General features: G+C 69.9%; 13 protein-coding genes and 2 pseudogenes. 11 read left to right on the top strand and 4 right to left on the bottom strand.

Translation table 11 applies throughout. The features are described 5' to 3' along the window. The first annotated feature begins 204 nt into the window (after nucleotides 1-204). From OG714_RS54265 to OG714_RS54235, 7 genes are all read left to right on the top strand, one after another. On the top strand, nucleotides 205-1,455 hold the full coding sequence (locus OG714_RS54265) for a hypothetical protein (RefSeq protein WP_331731964.1): 1,251 nt from the start codon (nucleotides 205-207) through the stop codon (nucleotides 1,453-1,455). Between the two features lie 100 nt (nucleotides 1,456-1,555). Then, on the top strand, nucleotides 1,556-2,215 hold the full coding sequence (locus OG714_RS54260; RefSeq protein WP_331731961.1) for a hypothetical protein: 660 nt from the start codon (nucleotides 1,556-1,558) through the stop codon (nucleotides 2,213-2,215). Continuing rightward, on the top strand, nucleotides 2,212-3,369 hold the full coding sequence (locus tag OG714_RS54255; protein ID WP_331731958.1) for a hypothetical protein: 1,158 nt from the start codon (nucleotides 2,212-2,214) through the stop codon (nucleotides 3,367-3,369). The genes OG714_RS54260 and OG714_RS54255 overlap by 4 nt, the downstream gene beginning before the upstream one ends. Nucleotides 3,370-4,398: 1,029 nt before the next feature. Then, nucleotides 4,399-5,421, top strand: coding sequence for a bifunctional DNA primase/polymerase (locus OG714_RS54250; RefSeq protein WP_406132327.1), 1,023 nt, complete (start codon nucleotides 4,399-4,401; stop codon nucleotides 5,419-5,421). After that, on the top strand, nucleotides 5,418-6,956 hold the full coding sequence (locus OG714_RS54245) for a phage/plasmid primase, P4 family (RefSeq protein WP_331731952.1): 1,539 nt from the start codon (nucleotides 5,418-5,420) through the stop codon (nucleotides 6,954-6,956). The genes OG714_RS54250 and OG714_RS54245 overlap by 4 nt, the downstream gene beginning before the upstream one ends. 190 nt (nucleotides 6,957-7,146) lie before the next feature. Continuing rightward, entirely contained in the window at nucleotides 7,147-7,530 is a 384-nt protein-coding gene (locus OG714_RS54240) for a DUF6009 family protein (RefSeq protein WP_331731950.1), read from the top strand. 343 nt (nucleotides 7,531-7,873) lie between these two features. Then, complete coding sequence (locus OG714_RS54235) at nucleotides 7,874-11,629, top strand: hypothetical protein (RefSeq protein WP_331731948.1); 3,756 nt, start codon at nucleotides 7,874-7,876, stop codon at nucleotides 11,627-11,629. 306 nt (nucleotides 11,630-11,935) lie between these two features. On the opposite strand, the gene OG714_RS54230 is transcribed toward OG714_RS54235, so the two are convergent. Continuing rightward, complete coding sequence (locus tag OG714_RS54230) at nucleotides 11,936-12,232, bottom strand: hypothetical protein (RefSeq protein WP_331732725.1); 297 nt, start codon at nucleotides 12,230-12,232, stop codon at nucleotides 11,936-11,938. Between OG714_RS54230 and OG714_RS54225 the strand changes: the two are divergent. Continuing rightward, a pseudogene (locus tag OG714_RS54225) lies at nucleotides 12,161-12,844 on the top strand (IS5 family transposase); the annotation flags it as partial. The gene OG714_RS54230 and the pseudogene OG714_RS54225 sit on opposite strands and share 72 nt — an antisense overlap. Nucleotides 12,845-12,853: 9 nt before the next feature. On the opposite strand, the gene OG714_RS54220 reads toward OG714_RS54225, so the two are convergent. Continuing rightward, entirely contained in the window at nucleotides 12,854-13,252 is a 399-nt protein-coding gene (locus OG714_RS54220; protein WP_331731945.1) for a hypothetical protein, read from the bottom strand. Between the two features lie 1,067 nt (nucleotides 13,253-14,319). Between OG714_RS54220 and OG714_RS54215 the strand changes: the two genes are divergently transcribed. Next, a complete protein-coding gene (locus tag OG714_RS54215; protein ID WP_331731942.1) occupies nucleotides 14,320-14,583 on the top strand; it encodes a hypothetical protein in 264 nt (87 codons plus the stop codon). Nucleotides 14,584-15,008: 425 nt separating this feature from the next. After that, a complete protein-coding gene (locus OG714_RS54210; protein WP_331731939.1) occupies nucleotides 15,009-15,608 on the top strand; it encodes an aKG-HExxH-type peptide beta-hydroxylase in 600 nt (199 codons plus the stop codon). On the opposite strand, the gene OG714_RS54205 is transcribed toward OG714_RS54210, so the two are convergent. Further along, entirely contained in the window at nucleotides 15,605-15,754 is a 150-nt protein-coding gene (locus OG714_RS54205; RefSeq protein ID WP_331731936.1) for a hypothetical protein, read from the bottom strand. The genes OG714_RS54210 and OG714_RS54205 overlap by 4 nt on opposite strands. Before the next feature lie 133 nt (nucleotides 15,755-15,887). On the opposite strand from OG714_RS54205, the pseudogene OG714_RS54200 reads away from it, so the two are divergent. Continuing rightward, nucleotides 15,888-16,127, top strand: a pseudogene (locus OG714_RS54200) (TerD family protein); the annotation flags it as partial. A 68-nt stretch (nucleotides 16,128-16,195) separates the two neighbouring features. Here the strand turns inward: OG714_RS54200 and OG714_RS54195 are convergent. Continuing rightward, nucleotides 16,196-16,456 carry a DEAD/DEAH box helicase family protein gene (locus OG714_RS54195; RefSeq protein ID WP_331731933.1) on the bottom strand — a complete coding sequence of 87 codons (261 nt, stop codon included), beginning with the start codon at nucleotides 16,454-16,456 and terminating at the stop codon, nucleotides 16,196-16,198. Nucleotides 16,457-17,095: the final 639 nt, after the last annotated feature.

The following is a 17,095-nucleotide window of genomic DNA, read 5'->3' as shown; positions in this document are numbered from 1 at the left end:
CCGAAGCGGAGGTCACCACCGTCGTGTTCGCCGTGCCCTCCGTGTCACCAAGGGCGCCGTGCTGCCCCTCGTGCGGGTGAATCCCCCGCCCGCAGCTCTCTCCGTTCCCTCTTGCGGGTGACGGGGTGTCAGTGCCGCTCCCTACCGTCGAACCGTGACGACTTCGACGCGCCTGGATGGCGCTCGCTGCCCAAGGCGGTGTTCATGAGCCTGACTTCAGGGATCCACTGTCCGCGCACCCCGCTGCGCCGCTTCCTCGACCGTGAACTGTCCGCCGGCGCAACCCCGTTGCGCAAGAACTACCGCGCCCGGAACCAGAGCGACCAGATCCTGATGCCGGGCCCCGGCGTCGGCACCGAGGCCGGGAACGTCGGCACCGCGATCGACTACCGGCTGCGCCTCGCATTCACCACTGCCGAGCCCGTCGACCCCGTCGCGCGCGCCGGCATCCTGCTCACCGGCACCACCGTCGACTCCTACGACTCAGACGCACGCCAGCGGATGCGGGAAGTGGGCGAGGAACTCACCGCGCGTCTGGAGGAAACGGTCCTTGCCCTGCAGCTCCACAGCCGTGAACTGCCCATGGACCGAGGCCAGGACGAAGAGGAGGACCTGGCCCGCCTCCTGATCGCCGCGGCCTGGTACCAGGTCAACTACCGGACCCCGGTCGGGTTCGGCTACACCCCGCTGGCCGTCACCGCCCGCGAGGACCCCGACGCCTTCACCCTCGAACGACTCCTCCGACTGCCGCACCGCGACATGGTGGCCGACGTCGTCGCCCAGCTCTACAAGGCCGCCGACAGCCCACTCCAGGCCCTGCGCGACCGGACCCGGCCCGAGGACTGCACGCCCGGCCCCACGTTCTCCACCCACCACTTGACCGCGGACGCCGACCTCGCCGTCGACGGGTTGCTGCTCGACTTCAAGAGCACCCGTTCCACCCGCACCCTCCGGCAGGCCGAAGCCTGGCAACTCGCCGGCTACCTGCTGCTCGACGCCGAGGACCGCCACCGCATCGACACCGTCGGCCTCTACCTGACGCGCTCCGCCACCTTCGCCAACTGGCCGGTGGAGGAGTACCTGGAGCTGCTCGGGGCCTGCCGCCGCGACCTCACCGAATTCCGCACCGCGTTCACCGAACTCATCGAGGGCTGCGCGTCCGACGAAGTGCCGCACGGAACGGAAGAAGAAGACCGTGTCCGCAGACTGCTGCAACGCCTGGCACCCGTCGCCGACCTGGGCCACTGCAAGACCTGCACCCAGCCCTGCCCCTCAACCGGGCGACGATCCCGGGAGTTCTGCTCGGCCTGGTGCCGAAGCCGCGCCCAAGTCCTCCAACGCCGCGGCCTGCTACCCGGCGGCCAGGTACCGCTGCTCCCCACCCCGCGCAAGGAACGCCTGGACCTCCCCGACGACGTGGAGATTGTGAGCCTCACAGCACGAATCCCCAGGTAGACGGCGCACGGTGTGAGGCTGTTCAGGTGGAGGGTCTTCACTCACCTCGGCGGCGGCCAAGGCCGCCAAATGGAAGGTGATCCCGGCTAGGCTCCTCGCCATGCCCGAGCCCCGTCGCGACGCCGCAGGCCTCGCCGTGCGGATCACCCACCAGGCCGCCGCCCTGCGCAGCGCGCTCGACACCCGCGAGCAGCCCACCCCCGCCGTCGCCTCCGAGCACGACCACGGCCTGCACATCTTTGCCCGACGCCTGTTGGACGGCGTCGACAAGCACGTCGCACCCGAGCGGGCGCCGACCGCCGACGACGTGGCCCAACTGGTCCTGGACGCCGAACCGTTGCGCGAGGCCCTCGCCCTGCGCGAGGACGACACCACGCGCCGGAAGGAGACCGACTGGGAGCTGCACTCGCTGGCGTACATGCTGCTGACCACGGTCGACCTGCTCGGCGGCGGCCACCCCGAGCTCAATGTGCGCGTCGACGAGGCGATCCGCGAGCGGGAGCGAGCACATCCGTTCAGCGAGTCGGTCGCCGCCACCCTGGCCGCCGTCGACGCCGCGGCCGCGCTGGCCTGCAGCCGGGCGATGCCCGCTGACATGGACCCCGGGGACAACCGGATCCGCGCGATCGCGGCACCACTGTACGAGATGGCCGAGCAGTGGAAGAACCAGCCGCACGTCCAACCCGCCTGGCAGGCACGGAGGTTGGACGCGGTCTCGGCACAGTCCGAGGCCGCTCCCCGGCGGGCGAGAACGTCATGACCGAGGCGAACGCGGACGGCCCGGCCACGGGCGCCAATACTGAGGTGTCCGTCGACGCTGGCGGCGCCCACGTGGCCCGGCCGGGCAGTTGGCGCAGGCCGGGGATCGCCAACGGCCGGCTCTACGACCCGGGCAGGGAAGTGGAGCATCCCGGCAGTGAGGTGATCTTCCCTCCGGTCCCCAACGGCCTGGACTACCTGCTCAGCGTGGTGGAGCATCTGGAGTCCGGCGACGAGCGGGTCAGCGCCCGGGACCTCAAGTACGCCGTCCTGCACCTGGCCGCCGGCGCCGAGGTACTCCTCAAGGCCCGTCTCCAACTGGAACACTGGTCGCTCGTCTTCAAGGACCCGGGCCAGGCCAAACGATCGGAGCTGGAGAACGGCACACTGAAGAGCTGCGGACCGGACGAGACCGTACAGCGGCTGAAGGACATCGCCGGCATCGTCATCGCAGACAAGGACACGAGCGCCCTGTGGAAGCTGGCGAAGCACCGCAACGCCCTTCAGCACTACGGGCTGTTCGGACAGAGCGGCAACGCCCGCGCGGTGGAGAGCCAGGCCGCGGAGGTGCTGGACTTCCTCATCCGCTTCCTCGACGAGGAACTACTGCCCGCCCTGCCTCCGTACGAGGCCGAGCAGTCGACCACCGACATGGAACGCATCCGCGGCGGCCTCTCACAGATCCGCGGCTTCGTCACCAAGCGCATGCAGCGCATCCGCGCCGAGCTGGAGCCGATTCGGGAACGCACCCTGCAGTGCCCGGACTGCGACCAATGGGCCTTTGTCCCCGACCTCGACCGCGACCGCGACCGCGTGCACTGCCGGTTCTGCGGCGGAGAGCAGACAGCCGACGACGCAGCCATCGCCTACGCCGTGTCCGTCCTGGGCCGCGACCCGGTGTCGCCGGACGTATTCGGGGTGATGGCCGTCGAGTCGTGCCCGGACTGCCAAGGCGAGTCCCTGGTCCCGGGGGCAAGGACAGCCGCCGCTCCGGACGAGCCGGGGTACTTCTGTTTCACATGCGCCCGGGTCGTAGCGGGGATGCTGCCATGCAGCCGCTGCTTTGTTCCGTTCCACCCACGGGAAGGCGAGAGCGTCTGCCACGACTGCGCACCAGCAGGACCTGACCGGACTGACGAGATGAGCTCGACGTGACTGTCCACCGGCGGCGACTCCCAGGACACGTAGCCGCGCCCGGTTCGCTCCCACCGCAGCCTCGGCGGTCGATCCCTTCAAGTCAGTGATCGGTGGGATCCTGCGGGGCCGCCAGCACAGTGCACGCGTCGTGTCACAGCCAACGCCGGGGGCCCGCGCGGAGAAGACACGGGCAGGTCACCAGGACGCCAGCACCAGTGTGGCCACCACAGTCACCAAGACCATCCGTGCCCGCGCTTTTCAGTCGTGGGCACGGATGGTGACGTTTCACCGCTACGCCTGACGCGACCCCCACCGAGTCAGGAGGGCCTCTGCACTTTCAGTCCCTGAAGCTCGGTCCCTCGTAAATGTGCAGGTTACGGCGGTAGGGGACGTCCGTAAGGGACTCAAGGGACTCTAGTTGGGAGTTATGAGCGAGTCACGTGTGTGTATGTACGCGCGGGCGTATCTGTTCAGCTACATGTAAGTTAGGTGGCTCATAATTGGAGTTCTGAGTCCCTACAGTCCCTCTTGGGTACGGCATCCGCTCCTGAGCTGCGGAAATGCCCAGGGACTCATGCCAGGGTCCAGCCCCTGGCTGCCCGGCTCAGGCCCTGTCCGAGGGCAGTAGCCGCAGGAAGGGTCTGGCGGCCGACCAGGAGCTACGAGTTCCAGGTGGGATCCGCCCGCCAGGGTCTGACCGCCCCTCGCCGGTGCGCCGATAGATGAATTACGGTCCCTTCAGGCACTCCCATTAGGGGCATTACGGGCATATGTCGCGCCTGTTGGTCTCTCTTCAGAGACTCAAGGGACCGTAGGGACCCGAAAACAGATACGGCGCCACGCGGGGGAGCTGCGGTCTGTCCCCGCTCGGGGGTCCTAGACTCTCTTCCGAAAGCCAGTCCCTACAGTCCCTTTGGTCCCTCATTTCAGCGCGCCCGCCCTGACAGGGATCGCAGGACGAGACCCTCGCAGAAGGACAGACGCGTGCCCGGCCCCGATGTGACGAGAGTGCCCGCCGCCGCTGCGCGGGCGGCCACATCCCACGCTGTGGCCCGCTGGTGTGCCGAACAGGGCTGGCCGGTCCACCCCTTGGCGGCGGGACGCAAGACACCCGCCGCCAACTGCCCGGCCTGCAAGGACAAGCACCACTCTCCCTCGGGGTGCGTCTGCCTCCCCGCGGGCCGCCCCTGCCACGGATTCCACGCCGCGACGACCAGCACGGCGCGCATCGACGCCTGGTGGTCCGATCACCCTTCCTGGGGCGTCGGTGTGGCCTGTGGCGGAGCCGACCTCATCGTCATCGATATCGACGCGCACGCCGCATCCGTCCCGGACCGCAGTCGGCTCTTGCCGGGTATCGCCATCCACGACTCCGTGAATCTGGATGGCCTGGCTTCCGGCTTCGACACTCTGGCGCTCCTTGCCGCACTGCGTGGCCAGCCCAGCCCGGCGCAGGACGACAGCACACTGCGCGTGCGTACCCCCTCCGGCGGCCTGCACGTCTGGTACCTGAACCCTCACCCGGCCATTCGGTTTCGTTGCTCGACCGGGTCCAGCACGAAGACCGCGTTGGCCTGGCAGGTCGACGTGCGGGCCGACGGCGGCTACATCGTCGCTCCCACCACCCGTACCACGCACGGCACTTACCTGCGGGAAGGGTCCTCCCATCTCCCCGCGCCGCTGCCCGAGTGGCTGGGCGAAGAACTCGTGCGAACCGGACACACAATCCGGCGACCGGCGGCGGCCGCCGCCCGGCCCGCGATCCCGCGCAGCCGCCGCTCCCGGACCCCGGTCCGCGCGCACCGCGTCCTGGACCCGCTGCTGCTCGAGGTCGCCGAGTGCGCGGCCACGCCCGAGGGCGCCGCCTTCACCGAGAAGCTCAACAAGGCCGCCTACACCGCCGGGGGACTCGCGGCCGCCGGCCACCTCGACGAAGGCGCCTCGCGCGCCCTGCTGCGCGAGGCCGCCGAGACCGCGCGGCCCTGGCAGAGTGCCCGCAACGAACGCATCATCGACGACGCCCTCGCCGCCGGGTCCGCCCGCCCGCTCCACCTCGAAGGACGTTCATGAGCAGCGCCGAGACGCCGCGCTTCGACGCCACCGCCGCTGCCCAGCAGATGCTGGACCTCGAACAGCCGGACCAGCAGCCGCCTGCGCTGCCCGCCCAGGCCCACGCCTCCTCCCTCGCCCCGCCGACGCCGTCCTGGGCACTGTCGGCCCCACTGCCCGGAACACTCACCGACCGCGGCAACGCCAAACTGTTCGTCAAGCTCTACCGCGATCAGTTCCGCCATGTCGAAGGCCTGGGCTGGTTCTCCTGGGACGGCTACCGCTGGAAGCGCACCGGCGGCGAGAAGGCCGCCCTGTGGGCCGCCGGCGAGATGGCCGAGGACATGCCCGACACCGACCCCAGCGGCTTGTTCAGCGACCGCGATCTCCACCACCACAAGAAGCGCACCCTGTCGACCACCGGCATGAGGGCCCTCCTCACCCAGGCCAAGGCCTCCCCGGACCTGTCCGTCGACCCCGACACCCTCGACGGCGACCCCTACGCCCTGTGCACCCCCGCCGGCGTCGTCGACCTGCAAACCGGCCTGCTGCGCAAACCCGACCCGACCCGCGACTTCCACTCCCGCGCCACCAGCGTCGCCCCCCAGCAGACCGAGACCCCCCGCTGGCACCGCTTCCTGCACGACACCTTCGGCGACGACGCCGAAGGCCAGGAAATGATCGACTTCCTGCACCTGCTGCTCGGCTACTCCATCACCGGCGACGTCGGCGCCCAGGTCCTGCCCTTCCTCCACGGACACGGCAAGAACGGCAAGAGCGTCCTCCTCGACGCCATGATCCAGATCCTGGGCGACTACGCCGACGCCGCGCCGCCCGGCTTCCTCATGGACCGCGGCGCGTTCTCCGAGCACTCCACGGAACTCACCGAGCTCCACGGCCGCCGGCTCATCGTCTGCAGCGAGCTCAAGCCCAACGACAAGTTCGACGAGGCCCGCGTCAGGCTCCTGACCGGCGGAGACAAGATCAAAGCGCGCAGGATGCGGCAGGACTACTTCTCCTTCAGCCCCACTCACCACCTGTGGCTGCTGGGCAACCACCGCCCGGAGGTCTCCACCGGCGGGTTCGCGTTCTGGCGGCGCATCCGCCTGCTGCCTTTCGAGCGGACCGTCCCCGACCACCGCAAGATCGACAACCTGGCGCTCGAACTCGTCCGCGACGAAGGGCCCGGCATCCTGCAGTGGCTCATCGAGGGCGCCCGCCGCTACCTCACCACCCGGGACAACCTCGAAGGCCCCGACCGCGTCCGTATCGCCACGAGCGCGTACGCCAACACCGAGGACCACATCGGCCGTTTCCTCACCGAGTGCTGCACCCGCGACACCGAGGCCCAGCCCGACCTCCGCGTCGAGCAGGGGCTGCTGTACGCCGCCTACGCCTCCTGGTGCAGCACCGGCGAGGGCATCCGCCCAGCCGGCACCCGCGCCTTCGCCACCCGCGTCCGGCAGGAAGTCGGCCTCGCCTCACCCGCAGACATGATCAAATCCAACGGCCGCAAGTACTACCCCGGCCTCGCCCTGCTGGATGCCCCGTCATGAACCAACTCCCGCGCCACTGCGGCGAACTGCCGCACACCGGCGAAGACAACCGGCGGGCCCGGCAGTGCCTACCCACCCGCATCCGCCCGACTTACCATGGAGCCGCAGGGCCACATCCGGCAGCGGGCGGCTCACCACACCACGTGGCGGGCCGCGATCGGGCCCCGCAGACGAAGGAGGGGCTACAGCCATGAGCTCGCTACTGACCGAGGGCGATCTCACCCACGAAGAACACGTCGTGTGGCTGGAAGACCCCGAACACCTCGACTACGTCCGCCAGGCCCTCGACAAGACCCGCCGCCGCAACACCAAACCCCCTTACGCACGCGACGGACGCATGGTCGGCTACGCCCTCCTCGACGACCAGGCCGAACCCGACCCCGACAGCGGCCTGTACAAGCGGCGCGTCTTCTTCCTCCTCCCGCACGACCGCGACAGCCTCCCCGGCGGCCTCTACCGCGAAGGCGCCCCCGGCGAAGCTGTGGACCCGCGCACCATCGAGGTGAAGAAGGTGGGGGAGAAGACCCCACGCTCGCAGAGCGGGCCGGCCGCCATAACCGGCTCCCGCTCATGACGGTCTGCGGACCGTTACGTGGCAAAGCGGTCGTCGGTCCGGCCTCGACGCCGCGCCGACGACCGGTTCCCTGACCCGCTACTGGCCGCAAACCGACGCGACAGGGACACCCCGCAGCACACGGTCACCCATGCCCGCGGACACAAGGGCCGGCCCCCAACCGCAGGGTCGGCCCTTGCACATACCCGCCCCCGGTCGCGGAACCGGTGCAACGCGCCCGCGCCGCCTGCCGGCCGACCGGCGAGCGCTGATCTCTGCCGGTGCTGGTGAAAGGAGCGGCAGGTCGGGCGAGGATCTTCGATATCGGTGCGGGGGCGGTGGCCGACGGGTCTACGGTGCTGCGGTGAGCGACGAGGTGGCGCCGGTGGGCGCGAGCGTGCTGTCTGAGGTCGACGACGTCCTTGCGGAGGCCCTGACGGTGCAGGGGGAGGCGGGTGAACGGGCGTTGGGGCTGCTGCGGGATGCCCACCGGGTGCTGACCGGGGAGGGTTTGGTACGGCCGGAGGAGGTGGCCGCGGCCTGTGTGCGGTCCGCGGCGGACACGCTCCTGGAACTGCCCGGGGCCCCGGAGTCGGTGGGCCTGAAGGGCGCGGCGAAGGACCTGTTGGCCGCGGTGGACGCTGTCGGGACGCCGGCCGCCGCGGAGACCGGCCCGCCCGGCGAGGTCGCCGGCCAGGAGGCGCCGGCCTCCGGGACGGGTGCTGCCGGCACCGGCTCCGGTGATCCACAGGACCCGCCGCCGGCGGTGGGCGCGGTGTGGGAGCGAGTGACGGCGGCGGCCGAGGTGCTGCGCGGCGAGCTGGAGCACCCGGGTGGCTACCACCGGAGGCGGGCCCGCGGCATCATCGAGCGGCAGACGGGCGTCACGCTGGGCGGGGCGCAGCAGAAGGCGCTGGATGTGTGGGGGAAGGTCTACGGGCTGGCGTCGGGCATCCTGCACGGCCGGGCGGCCGGCCCCGGTGACGCCGTCCTCCTCTACACCGAACTCCTCGGCGCGGCGCGCGAGTTGCTGGTGCCGCTGCCGGAGCGCGCTGCCCGGGTCCTTCAGCTCGCCGCGCTTGAGGGCCCGGGTACGGCCGAGGCGGCCGAGCTCGCCCGCTGGTGGGACCTGCGCGCCACGGACTACTTCTTCCGCTCCACGCCGGCGCCGGCGTGGCTGGGCGTGCTACAGGAGCACGCGCCGCACCTGCTGCTGCCGGACCAGGAGGCCGGCGGGCGGTGGCCGGCCTCCTGGTTCCTCGACCACGTCGCCGGCGCCGACCCAGATGCCGTCCGCGCCTGGCTGAGCGAACCGGCCGGCAAGGGTGCTCCTGGTGTCCTGCGGGTTCAGCAGATCGCCGCCGCCGGCCGTCTCGCCCTGGACGCGCTGCTGGGCCTGGCCGTGCGCCACTGGGACGCCGTCGACGCCGCCCAGCTCCAGACCCTGCTGGCCGGCCCGGTGGTCCGGGACGGGGGCGGTCCGGCGGTGGGGGCGACGCTGCGCCTGGCCGCGCGGTGGGCCCGCGCGGTCCCGCGCGCCGAGCGGGCGGGGCAGTGGATCGGCGTGGTGGAGGGACTGCTGGCCGGCGCGGTCGAGGACGAGCACACCGGCCACCTGGCGCTCGATGCGGTCGCCGGGCGGGTGAAGACCCAGATGCGGGCCGCCGGCCTCCTCGACGGCGTCGACGAGGGCGTCGAGGGCGCGATGGGTGATGGTGCGGGTGCAGACTGGGTGGTGGCCGAGGAGGAGATGCGGGAACTGCTCGCCGTGGAGGCCGCGTCCCGTCTGCCCGACCACGACGTCGCCATGCTGGTACGGGAGTTGGCGCGCACCGCCTACCCGCCCGGCCGCCCCGGCCCCGCGCACCGCAACGTCGGCGCCGTCCGGGTGGTCCTGGCCAAACTCCTCGCACTGGATGTCGAGTTGACCGCCGAGGCGGCCCGGACAGTCGTCTTCCACGCCGACCTGGACCGGGTGCACGTCGGTGACACCGCGGCGTTCGGCGGGCCGCGGCTGGCGCGCGCCGTGCTCGATGTCGCCGCGGCGGACGCGGACGCCGGTGTGGACCTGGCCGTGCGCACCCGCGCGCTGCGGCGGCTGGCCGCCGTCGACGCCCGGCTGCACGACCGTCTCCTCGCCGAGCATCTGGCCCACCAGCCGCCGGCGGATGCCGCGGCGGGCGCCGGCGAGTGGTGGCAGGAGGCGATCGGGCTCGTCCCCCAGCTGGTGGCCGGCGAGCCCGCGCCGGAGACGGCCCGCCTCGTCGAGCTCGTGCTGCGCGCCTGCTCGCCGGAGGATGCCGCGCGGCTGGAGGAGCACGTCCGTACGGCGCTCGGCACGCCGCCGTCGGCCGACATGGTCGCGGAGGTGGTGCCCGACGGTGGCGAGAAGGTCGAGGGGAGCGTCGAGCCGCTCGCCTCGTGGCTGCGGGTGTGGGAGTGGTCGCCCGTCCTGACGGCGGTGGTGCTGGCGGGCTGGGAGCCGGTGCTGGACGCGGTGAAACGCCTCAGCCCCGAGGGCCCGGGGGACCCGCGGGCCGGCGCCGTGCTGGAGCCGGTGACAGCCACCACCGTCCTGGGCGAGGAGGAGCTGGCCGGGCTGGGACCGGTGGCGGCCGCGACCGCGCTGGCCGGCGCCGAGGACGCCGGCGACGACGGGTACGCGATGGTGCTGCACCGCCTCGTCGCCGCCGATCCGGCCGCCTGGACGAGCGACGTGCCCGCCGTCCTGGACGCCCTCAAGCTGCCGGAGCTCGCCGCGTTCTACCTCGCCGCGGCCGCCGCCCACGCCGACCGGCGCGGCGCCTTCCCGGACGGTGCGCTGCCGCCGGCCGTCGCCGCGGCGCTCGGCCTGCGCCGCGGCCTCGGCGAGATCGACCCCGCCGTCGGCTCCGACGGCGTACGGCGCCGGCACGCCGGAGCGTTCTTCGCCGACCAGGCGCTGGCCGACCTGCTCACCGCCGCCTGGCGCGCCGACGGCCTCCCCGGTGACCAGGAGAAGGACGCCGTGGCGTACGTGCAGACACAGCTCGCCCCACTCACCCGCCCCGCCGGGGCCCCCGCCCCCGCCGCGGAGACCAAGGACGACACCACCACCTCGGTTGCCGCTGCTCCGGCCCCGGCCGGCGGCCCGGGCGCCGCTGCTCCGGCAGCCGCAGGGGAGGCGACGGCGCCGGTGCTGGTGGGGTCAGATCCGGAAGTCCGGGCGCTAGGCGCGCTGTTGGAGTACGCCGTCCACCGGGCCCGTACCGCCGGCGAGATGCCCGAGGACGTCCTGGACACGGTCGCGGCCGTTCTTGCTGCACACGCCGGCCAGGAGGCGCTGGCCACCGCGGTCGGGGTGCACCTGCCGGCCCTGCACCGGTACGCGCCCGCGTTCACGGCCGCCCACCGCACCGCCCTGTTCGGGATCGAGCCCGGCCGGACCTCGCCGGCCGCCTCGTGGCTGCGCTGGGGACCGTACGACCGGCTGCTGCTCGCCGCTCTGGACCGCGCCGAGCTCCTGGCCGCGCTGCGCGCGCAGATGCCCGGAGCCGACGGGCACCTCGCGCACGCCCTCCTGGACGACCCGACGGTCCTGGGTGATCCGGCCGCCCTGTGGACCGAGTTGGCCGGCGGCACCGACGAGGGCGCCGCCGCGGTCTCCCGGCTGCTGGAGGCGGTCGGCGGCCGCGTTCCGCGCGCGGTCGACGGCGTCCCTGTCCCGCCGGCCGCCGGCCGGGTGGAGGTGGCGGTGGCGCTATGGCGGGCCGCGCTCGCGGCCGGCCTCCCGCCCGGCGCGCTGGCCGGTGCGGGCGCCCTCGCCGACGCGGCGGTCGAGGAGGCGGTGTGGCTGGAGTTGATGCGGGCGAGCGCCGGGCACTCCCCGCCCCTGACCGATGCTGATCTCGTCGCCGAGCGCGCCGCGGCCCACCCCGATCGTCCCGACGCCCTGCTCCTGGCCGCGCTGCTGGTCGCCCGGGCGCCCGGGACATGGCAGGAGACGGCCGTACGACGCCACGCCCGCGTCCTACTGGACGCCGCAACCGTCCTGCCCCCCGGCGAACGCCCGCGCGGGGTGAGGGAGTTGAGGACGGCGCTGGTCAACGTCGGCGACCTCGGCGCCGCCGCCCGCCGGTGAGCCGCGCCCGGCACCGGAGCCCGGCCCACCGCGGTGCCGGTGCCGGGCGCGGCCGGTCACGAGCACGAGCTTGAAGGGAGCCTCGGCCCGGGCCCTCGCCCGGGTCTGAGTGGTCGTACGACGGTGCTGGCGTTGCTCCCGCTCGTATGACGGTCAGCGGTTCGTCGTGCGTGGGCCCGCCCGGTGGAGAGGCGCTGTTACGGCTGTGCGCGCAGGTAGTCGACTGCGTGCGGTCGCCGTCGCCGCGATCAGGGGCGATCCGGCGGCGGGGTACCGGGGCGGTGTTGCTCGTGCGCCAGCGGGTGTCTATGCGTGCTGGGCCTGTAGTACGGCGGCGAGGCCGGGCGGGGCGGTGTGGCGGTAGTGCTTGGGCTGGATCAGATGGAAGGTCCCGTCGTCGGCGACGAAGAGGGTGTCGGGGACGGTGCCGTTGCGGCGGGCGCGGCTGGCGAGGAGGCGGTTGATGCCGGTGGCGAGGACGGTGTGCCGCTCGTCGGGGGTGAGGACGTCGAAGACACGGGTGAGGGCCTGTTCGCGCCCTGGCCCACTGTGTAGTGGTACTTCACCTGGTGGTACGACGACGGCACGGTCGAGCGGATCCACGACGCCCTGCGCGACCAGGTCCGCGAGGCCGATGGCCGCAACCCTGAGCCGAGTGCAGGGCTGATCGACTCACAGTCGGTCCGCACCGCCGATACCGTGCCGGCCGCCACGAGAGGCTTTGACGCGGGCAAGAAGGTCAAGGGTCGTAAGCGGTTCATCGTCACCGATACCCTCGGTCTGCTCTTGGCCGTCCATGTCGTCGCGGCGAATGTTCAGGACCGCGATGGGGGCAGGCGCCCGTTGCTGTGGACTCGCCTTGACCATCCGAGCATCCGGAAGATCTGGGCGGACCAGGGCTTCGCCGGCCGCCTGGTCAACTGGGCCGCGCACATCCTGGGCCGCGAGGTGGAGGTCGTTCGCAAGGATCCCGATCAGCGAGGGTTCCAGGTACAACCGAAGCGGTGGGCGGTGGAACGCACTCTTTCCTGGCTCACCGCCCACCGGCGCCTGGCCCGCGACTACGAAGCCAGCCCTGCCCACTCGGAGACCATGATTCGTTGGGCGATGATCGGCATCATGGTGCGCCGGCTCACGCGCACAGGTCCTACCGCGCGTCCGGGTCGCCGACCGCTCACCAGGGTCTCGGCAGCGGGACAGACGCCTGGCGTGTAGGCAACCGGCTCAGTCCACATCGTCACCGAGAAGCACAGCCTGCAAGGCAAGCAGCTCCGCGTCATCGAGCTGTGGAACCGTCCAGCTGTTGGCTTGCGCGTGCGCGATGAACTGTGGGTCGAGTGTCACGTGGTAATGCTCGACGTAGTGGGCCAGGTCCGAGTACCAAAGCCAGTGCCCGTCGGTCAGCAGGTGCAGCCCTCCGATCACAGCCTTGTCAGGGCTGAGAACATCACGCGCCAGGGTGGTCGTCGCAGCGAGCAGGGCACCGGATCGCAGGTATTCGACCAGCTCATGAGCGTTCACTGACGCCTCGGTCTTGATCGCGTACCGCAGCGACGGCCCGTCTGGGCTGCCCTGTTCAAGTTCTCTAAAGTCGCCGACGAAGGGGACCCGCGCATCGCTCACCCGCAGAGGTTAGAACACCCCTCCACCCACGATCGACGTAGATCTCAAACACGGTCTCAGACAGAGTTGGCTACCAACTCCAACTAAGTTGTCCTCGGATGGTCCCAACATAGGATCATCTTCTGAAGGATGGATCGAAGTTGTAGCGTTTGGTCGCCGACTGCTGCGGCACCGCCCGGCTCCACGGCGGCTGGCAGGTGTGAAGAGATGGCTCAGCTGCGGGACGAGCGTCGTTGAGTGACTGCCATGACGGCAGCAGGTGGGCTGTTGTGGTGATGTGGCCCTATGGGGCTGGCTGAGCAGCAGCGACCCGGGCGCACCGGGATCGCGGTGGCGCTACAGAGGGAGCAGAGGCCCCGGTGGATGGCGCCTTCCACAGCGCTGCTCCAACCGGGGCCCTCCGCGTGAGCACTGCTTGCCTGCCGTCGTCACAACAACAAACGAAGAGAGCTCCTCAGGCAGGGTACCGCCCTCGCTGGCTCGTACGAGGCAGGACGGTTCCTGGTAGGCCGAGAGCGCGCTAGCCAACTCGGGTTGAACATGACAATTTCCGCATTTCGGTACGCCTCTTCGATCGGCTATGGCTGCCTCTGCGTTCCTGAAAACCCATCAGCAGAATTCCGAAATAGGTTGCGATGAAGATAGCCGGGAAAAATTTAAATAACTGCTAAATTCCCGTAAGAGTTCGTCTGAGTCGACAGGGCGTCCGTACATCGCGCTTCCTCAATGATGTATCCCGAAAACTTACGAATGCGCGATCCGGGAGAGAACCTTGTTGGAACATGATGCTTAGGGTGGCTAAACAATCGCCACGGGACGGCAGTCTCTCCACATCACGTAATACAGGGTAGGTAAGCCCCTTCGTGTCCACCGAGTCGGCTACGGTGTGGCCCGGGTGCTTGACCGTCCGTTGCCCTCCGAGGAGGCGGCGGCAGTAACATCCGTGGAGCACCGCCGCGGTGCCGACCTTCCACCTGACAACCCTGCTCTGCGTCAGACGTCGGCCCCACGCGTATGTACTCGAAGAACCAAGTCCGTCGTCACAACACCAAGCAAGAGAGAGACCCATGACAGCTTCAGTGATCCCATACGCGGGACCGCCGGCTCCGTGCGCGAAGTGCACGGAACGCGAGGAGTCCGGCCGCCGCACCAAGAACCGGCTGATCACCGGCGCACAGACCCTCGTTGGTGTGGGTCAGGTGGCCCTGACCGGTACCGGCGTCTGGCAGTTCGTCGACAGCCAGTGGCTGGCCGCCGGTGCCGCTGCGGGCCTCGCCGCACTCGGGTACGGGGCGATCAGAGGGCTGTCGAAGCTGCGCCCCAAACCCTGAAACTAGCGCCTGACAAGGGCAGTTCAGGGTGACGCGCTCCCTGAGGGTGGGGTCGGACCACGCCAACGTGGCCCGACCCCACCCTTCTGCATGTCGACCCAACCGGTGCGGCACGTGATGACTACGAGCGGATCGTGGTCATCACTCGCAAGACCCTGTTCCGGACGAAGAACGGCCCCCCCAGACGCCGTGAGTACGAGAGCGGCAGCTCTCGGGGGGCACCGAACAGTCGGCTGGCCGGGCGCCGTTGGCGGCTTCCCTTGAACTGCTCCAGGTGTGCTCCTTCTTCGCCCCCGACTCGATCTCCCGGCACCTTCGAGGGCTCCTGACGCCAGTCAAGAGCCGATGAGCCTGCTCAAGGCGCGCCAGCGCGCCCCAGCGGTCTCACAGCCGAGACCACGAACATCGACGCGCTCAACGACCTCGTGCACGTCCTGGAGAACGAGAAGGTCGTCAGCTTTGATGTGGAGATCGAGGCGCTGTGCCTGACCTCGGTCCTGTGCCGGGACGTTCGTGCTACCGCCGCTTTCCTGGTTCATGAAGCAAGGCATCTAGAACTCAACGCACTTCTACTCCTGACGCCGCTGGTCGAGAAGCGGGACGCTCACGGCCGCGACGACTCGACCGTGCACTATGCCTCGTGGCGCAGCGATCCCCGCCCCGCTCTGGGCCTGTTCCACGGAGTTTTCGCCTTGACCGGGGTGGCAGCGGTCAGCAGACTCTCTGCTGCGGAAGTTGACCACCTTGCCGGCGACCTTGGCACCGGTGACTGCGAGGTCGACGAGGAGTGGATCACGTCGCTCCTTCACGACCTGCTTGAGAGCGCGGAGACCACATTGGTCCTCGGTGAGGGGAAGACCCGGCGCCCGAGATGCGCATGGCCGACCAGCTGGAGCTTCTCCAGCAGTTCCAGGGCCCACTACACCGTGGAGATGTTGACCCTCGACAGCTGCCTTCCGCCCTCCACGAGCCCGTCCTCCCGTGCCCGAAGGCTCGTATGGGCGCGGGTCTCGGTAAGCGCCTAGCGATCACTCGCCAGATTGGTCGCGCACACCAAGGTCAGCGGATGGAGGTCGCCGAGCCGTGCGTTCAGCAGGCGCAGCACCACCTCGTCGATCCCGCGGACCTTCGCCGGTTCGCTGTTGAGCCGCAGGAGCACCGCCAGGTTCATCCAGGGGTGATCTTGTGCGGATGCGTCGGACCGAAGGTGACCGCGTACTGGTCATGGATACGGCTGGCGAGTTCATAGGCCTGGCCCGGTACGTCGACCGATTGGCTGGCATCGCCGAAACGTCGCGGAGCGGGAGTTCCGCTCGCAGAACTTCGGCCAGGCCCGCAACGCGTACATCCGCATCGTGAACCAGGCCGGCGGCGCGGAGATCGCCCGCTACGACCTCTCCGAGGACGCGGCGACGGCGACGGAGACGGCGATGGTCTTCGGCGAGCTGTACCGCAACGGCGCGGAGTGGAAGTTCCGCGCGGTGGGCCAGGGTTACGCCTCCGGCCTGGTCGGTATCGCGCAGGACTTCGGCGTCAACGTCTAGGACCACCCCGGCATCGGTGGGAGACGACGACCTCATCCGTTGCAGCAGGTCAGGCCCGTTGAAATCTGCTAGCCAGCTAATCGCCACCTAGCAGAACGCACTGTCCCTATTGGTGGGTCGCTGCACAGGGCGTGCGCCATGTCTGGCGCCCCATATGCTCCGAGCGCAGTTCGGCGCACATAGAAACTGCCATGGGTCTGCTCTATTGGATTCGTCTGCGCCAGAAGATCCAGCGTCGGCACCAGTACGAGAACGCGCTCCTTGGGCACAAGCCGCTTTGCCGACGCCGCCGCAATGATTGCCTTCCCCGTGCCACGGGCTGCGTGCACCTGCCCGCGCAGGCCATGGAAGGGGAATGCCGCCCTGCGGGATGTCGAGACCGCGCACAATGGCGGAGACGGCCTCGATCTGGTGGTCACGCAGTTTCACGGACATTCCCGTGCTCTCCTTTTCGCGGAATACGATGCGCAATCAGAAAGGGAAAAACCAGGAGCGGTTGAGAGGTCCAGGGGTGGTGCTGTCTGATACCAAACTCTACACAGTGCATAATCATGATGCATCCATCTTGAATGGACTTTCACCCGTCAGAAGTGATACACCGTCGAACCCTACCTCGTCGCGGCGAGTTTCAGTGTAGCCTGGCAGGATATTCGCGAACCATGCAGTGGCAGATTCGGGAGTGGGGGGAGCGCAGCGGGGCCCGTCACTGCGGGTGAGGCCGGCACCTGTCGGACCGACAGTCCGTCACTTCTGTTGCGGGGGAGGTGGCTGTGATTCCCAGTGGTTACACAGGCCCCCGCGCGATGCACCGCCTCTTGCTGCCAGCCTGGGCGACCGCGCTTGCGCGGGTGCCTCCAATTCGCGCTTGCGTGAATTGACTTCCTTTCGGAATTCCGTTTACGGAATTCCATTCCGGCGCTTGCGCCGGAATTCGAATTGCGCTTGCGCAATTCATTCACTATGCAGCG

This window comes from Streptomyces sp. NBC_00989, from assembly GCF_045162655.1.
GTDB lineage: Bacteria > Actinomycetota > Actinomycetes > Streptomycetales > Streptomycetaceae > Streptomyces.
Note: the sequence above shows the minus strand (reverse complement) of the source record. Positions and strands in the feature narration are given on the sequence as shown.

Coding starts and splice junctions, on each gene's coding strand:
- OG714_RS54265 (WP_331731964.1), top strand. CDS start 205: ATGAGCCTGACTTCAGGGATCCACTGTCCGCGCACCCCGCTGCGCCGC.
- OG714_RS54260 (WP_331731961.1), top strand. CDS start 1,556: ATGCCCGAGCCCCGTCGCGACGCCGCAGGCCTCGCCGTGCGGATCACC.
- OG714_RS54255 (WP_331731958.1), top strand. CDS start 2,212: ATGACCGAGGCGAACGCGGACGGCCCGGCCACGGGCGCCAATACTGAG.
- OG714_RS54245 (WP_331731952.1), top strand. CDS start 5,418: ATGAGCAGCGCCGAGACGCCGCGCTTCGACGCCACCGCCGCTGCCCAG.
- OG714_RS54240 (WP_331731950.1), top strand. CDS start 7,147: ATGAGCTCGCTACTGACCGAGGGCGATCTCACCCACGAAGAACACGTC.
- OG714_RS54215 (WP_331731942.1), top strand. CDS start 14,320: ATGACAGCTTCAGTGATCCCATACGCGGGACCGCCGGCTCCGTGCGCG.
- OG714_RS54205 (WP_331731936.1), bottom strand. CDS start 15,754: ATGAACCTGGCGGTGCTCCTGCGGCTCAACAGCGAACCGGCGAAGGTC.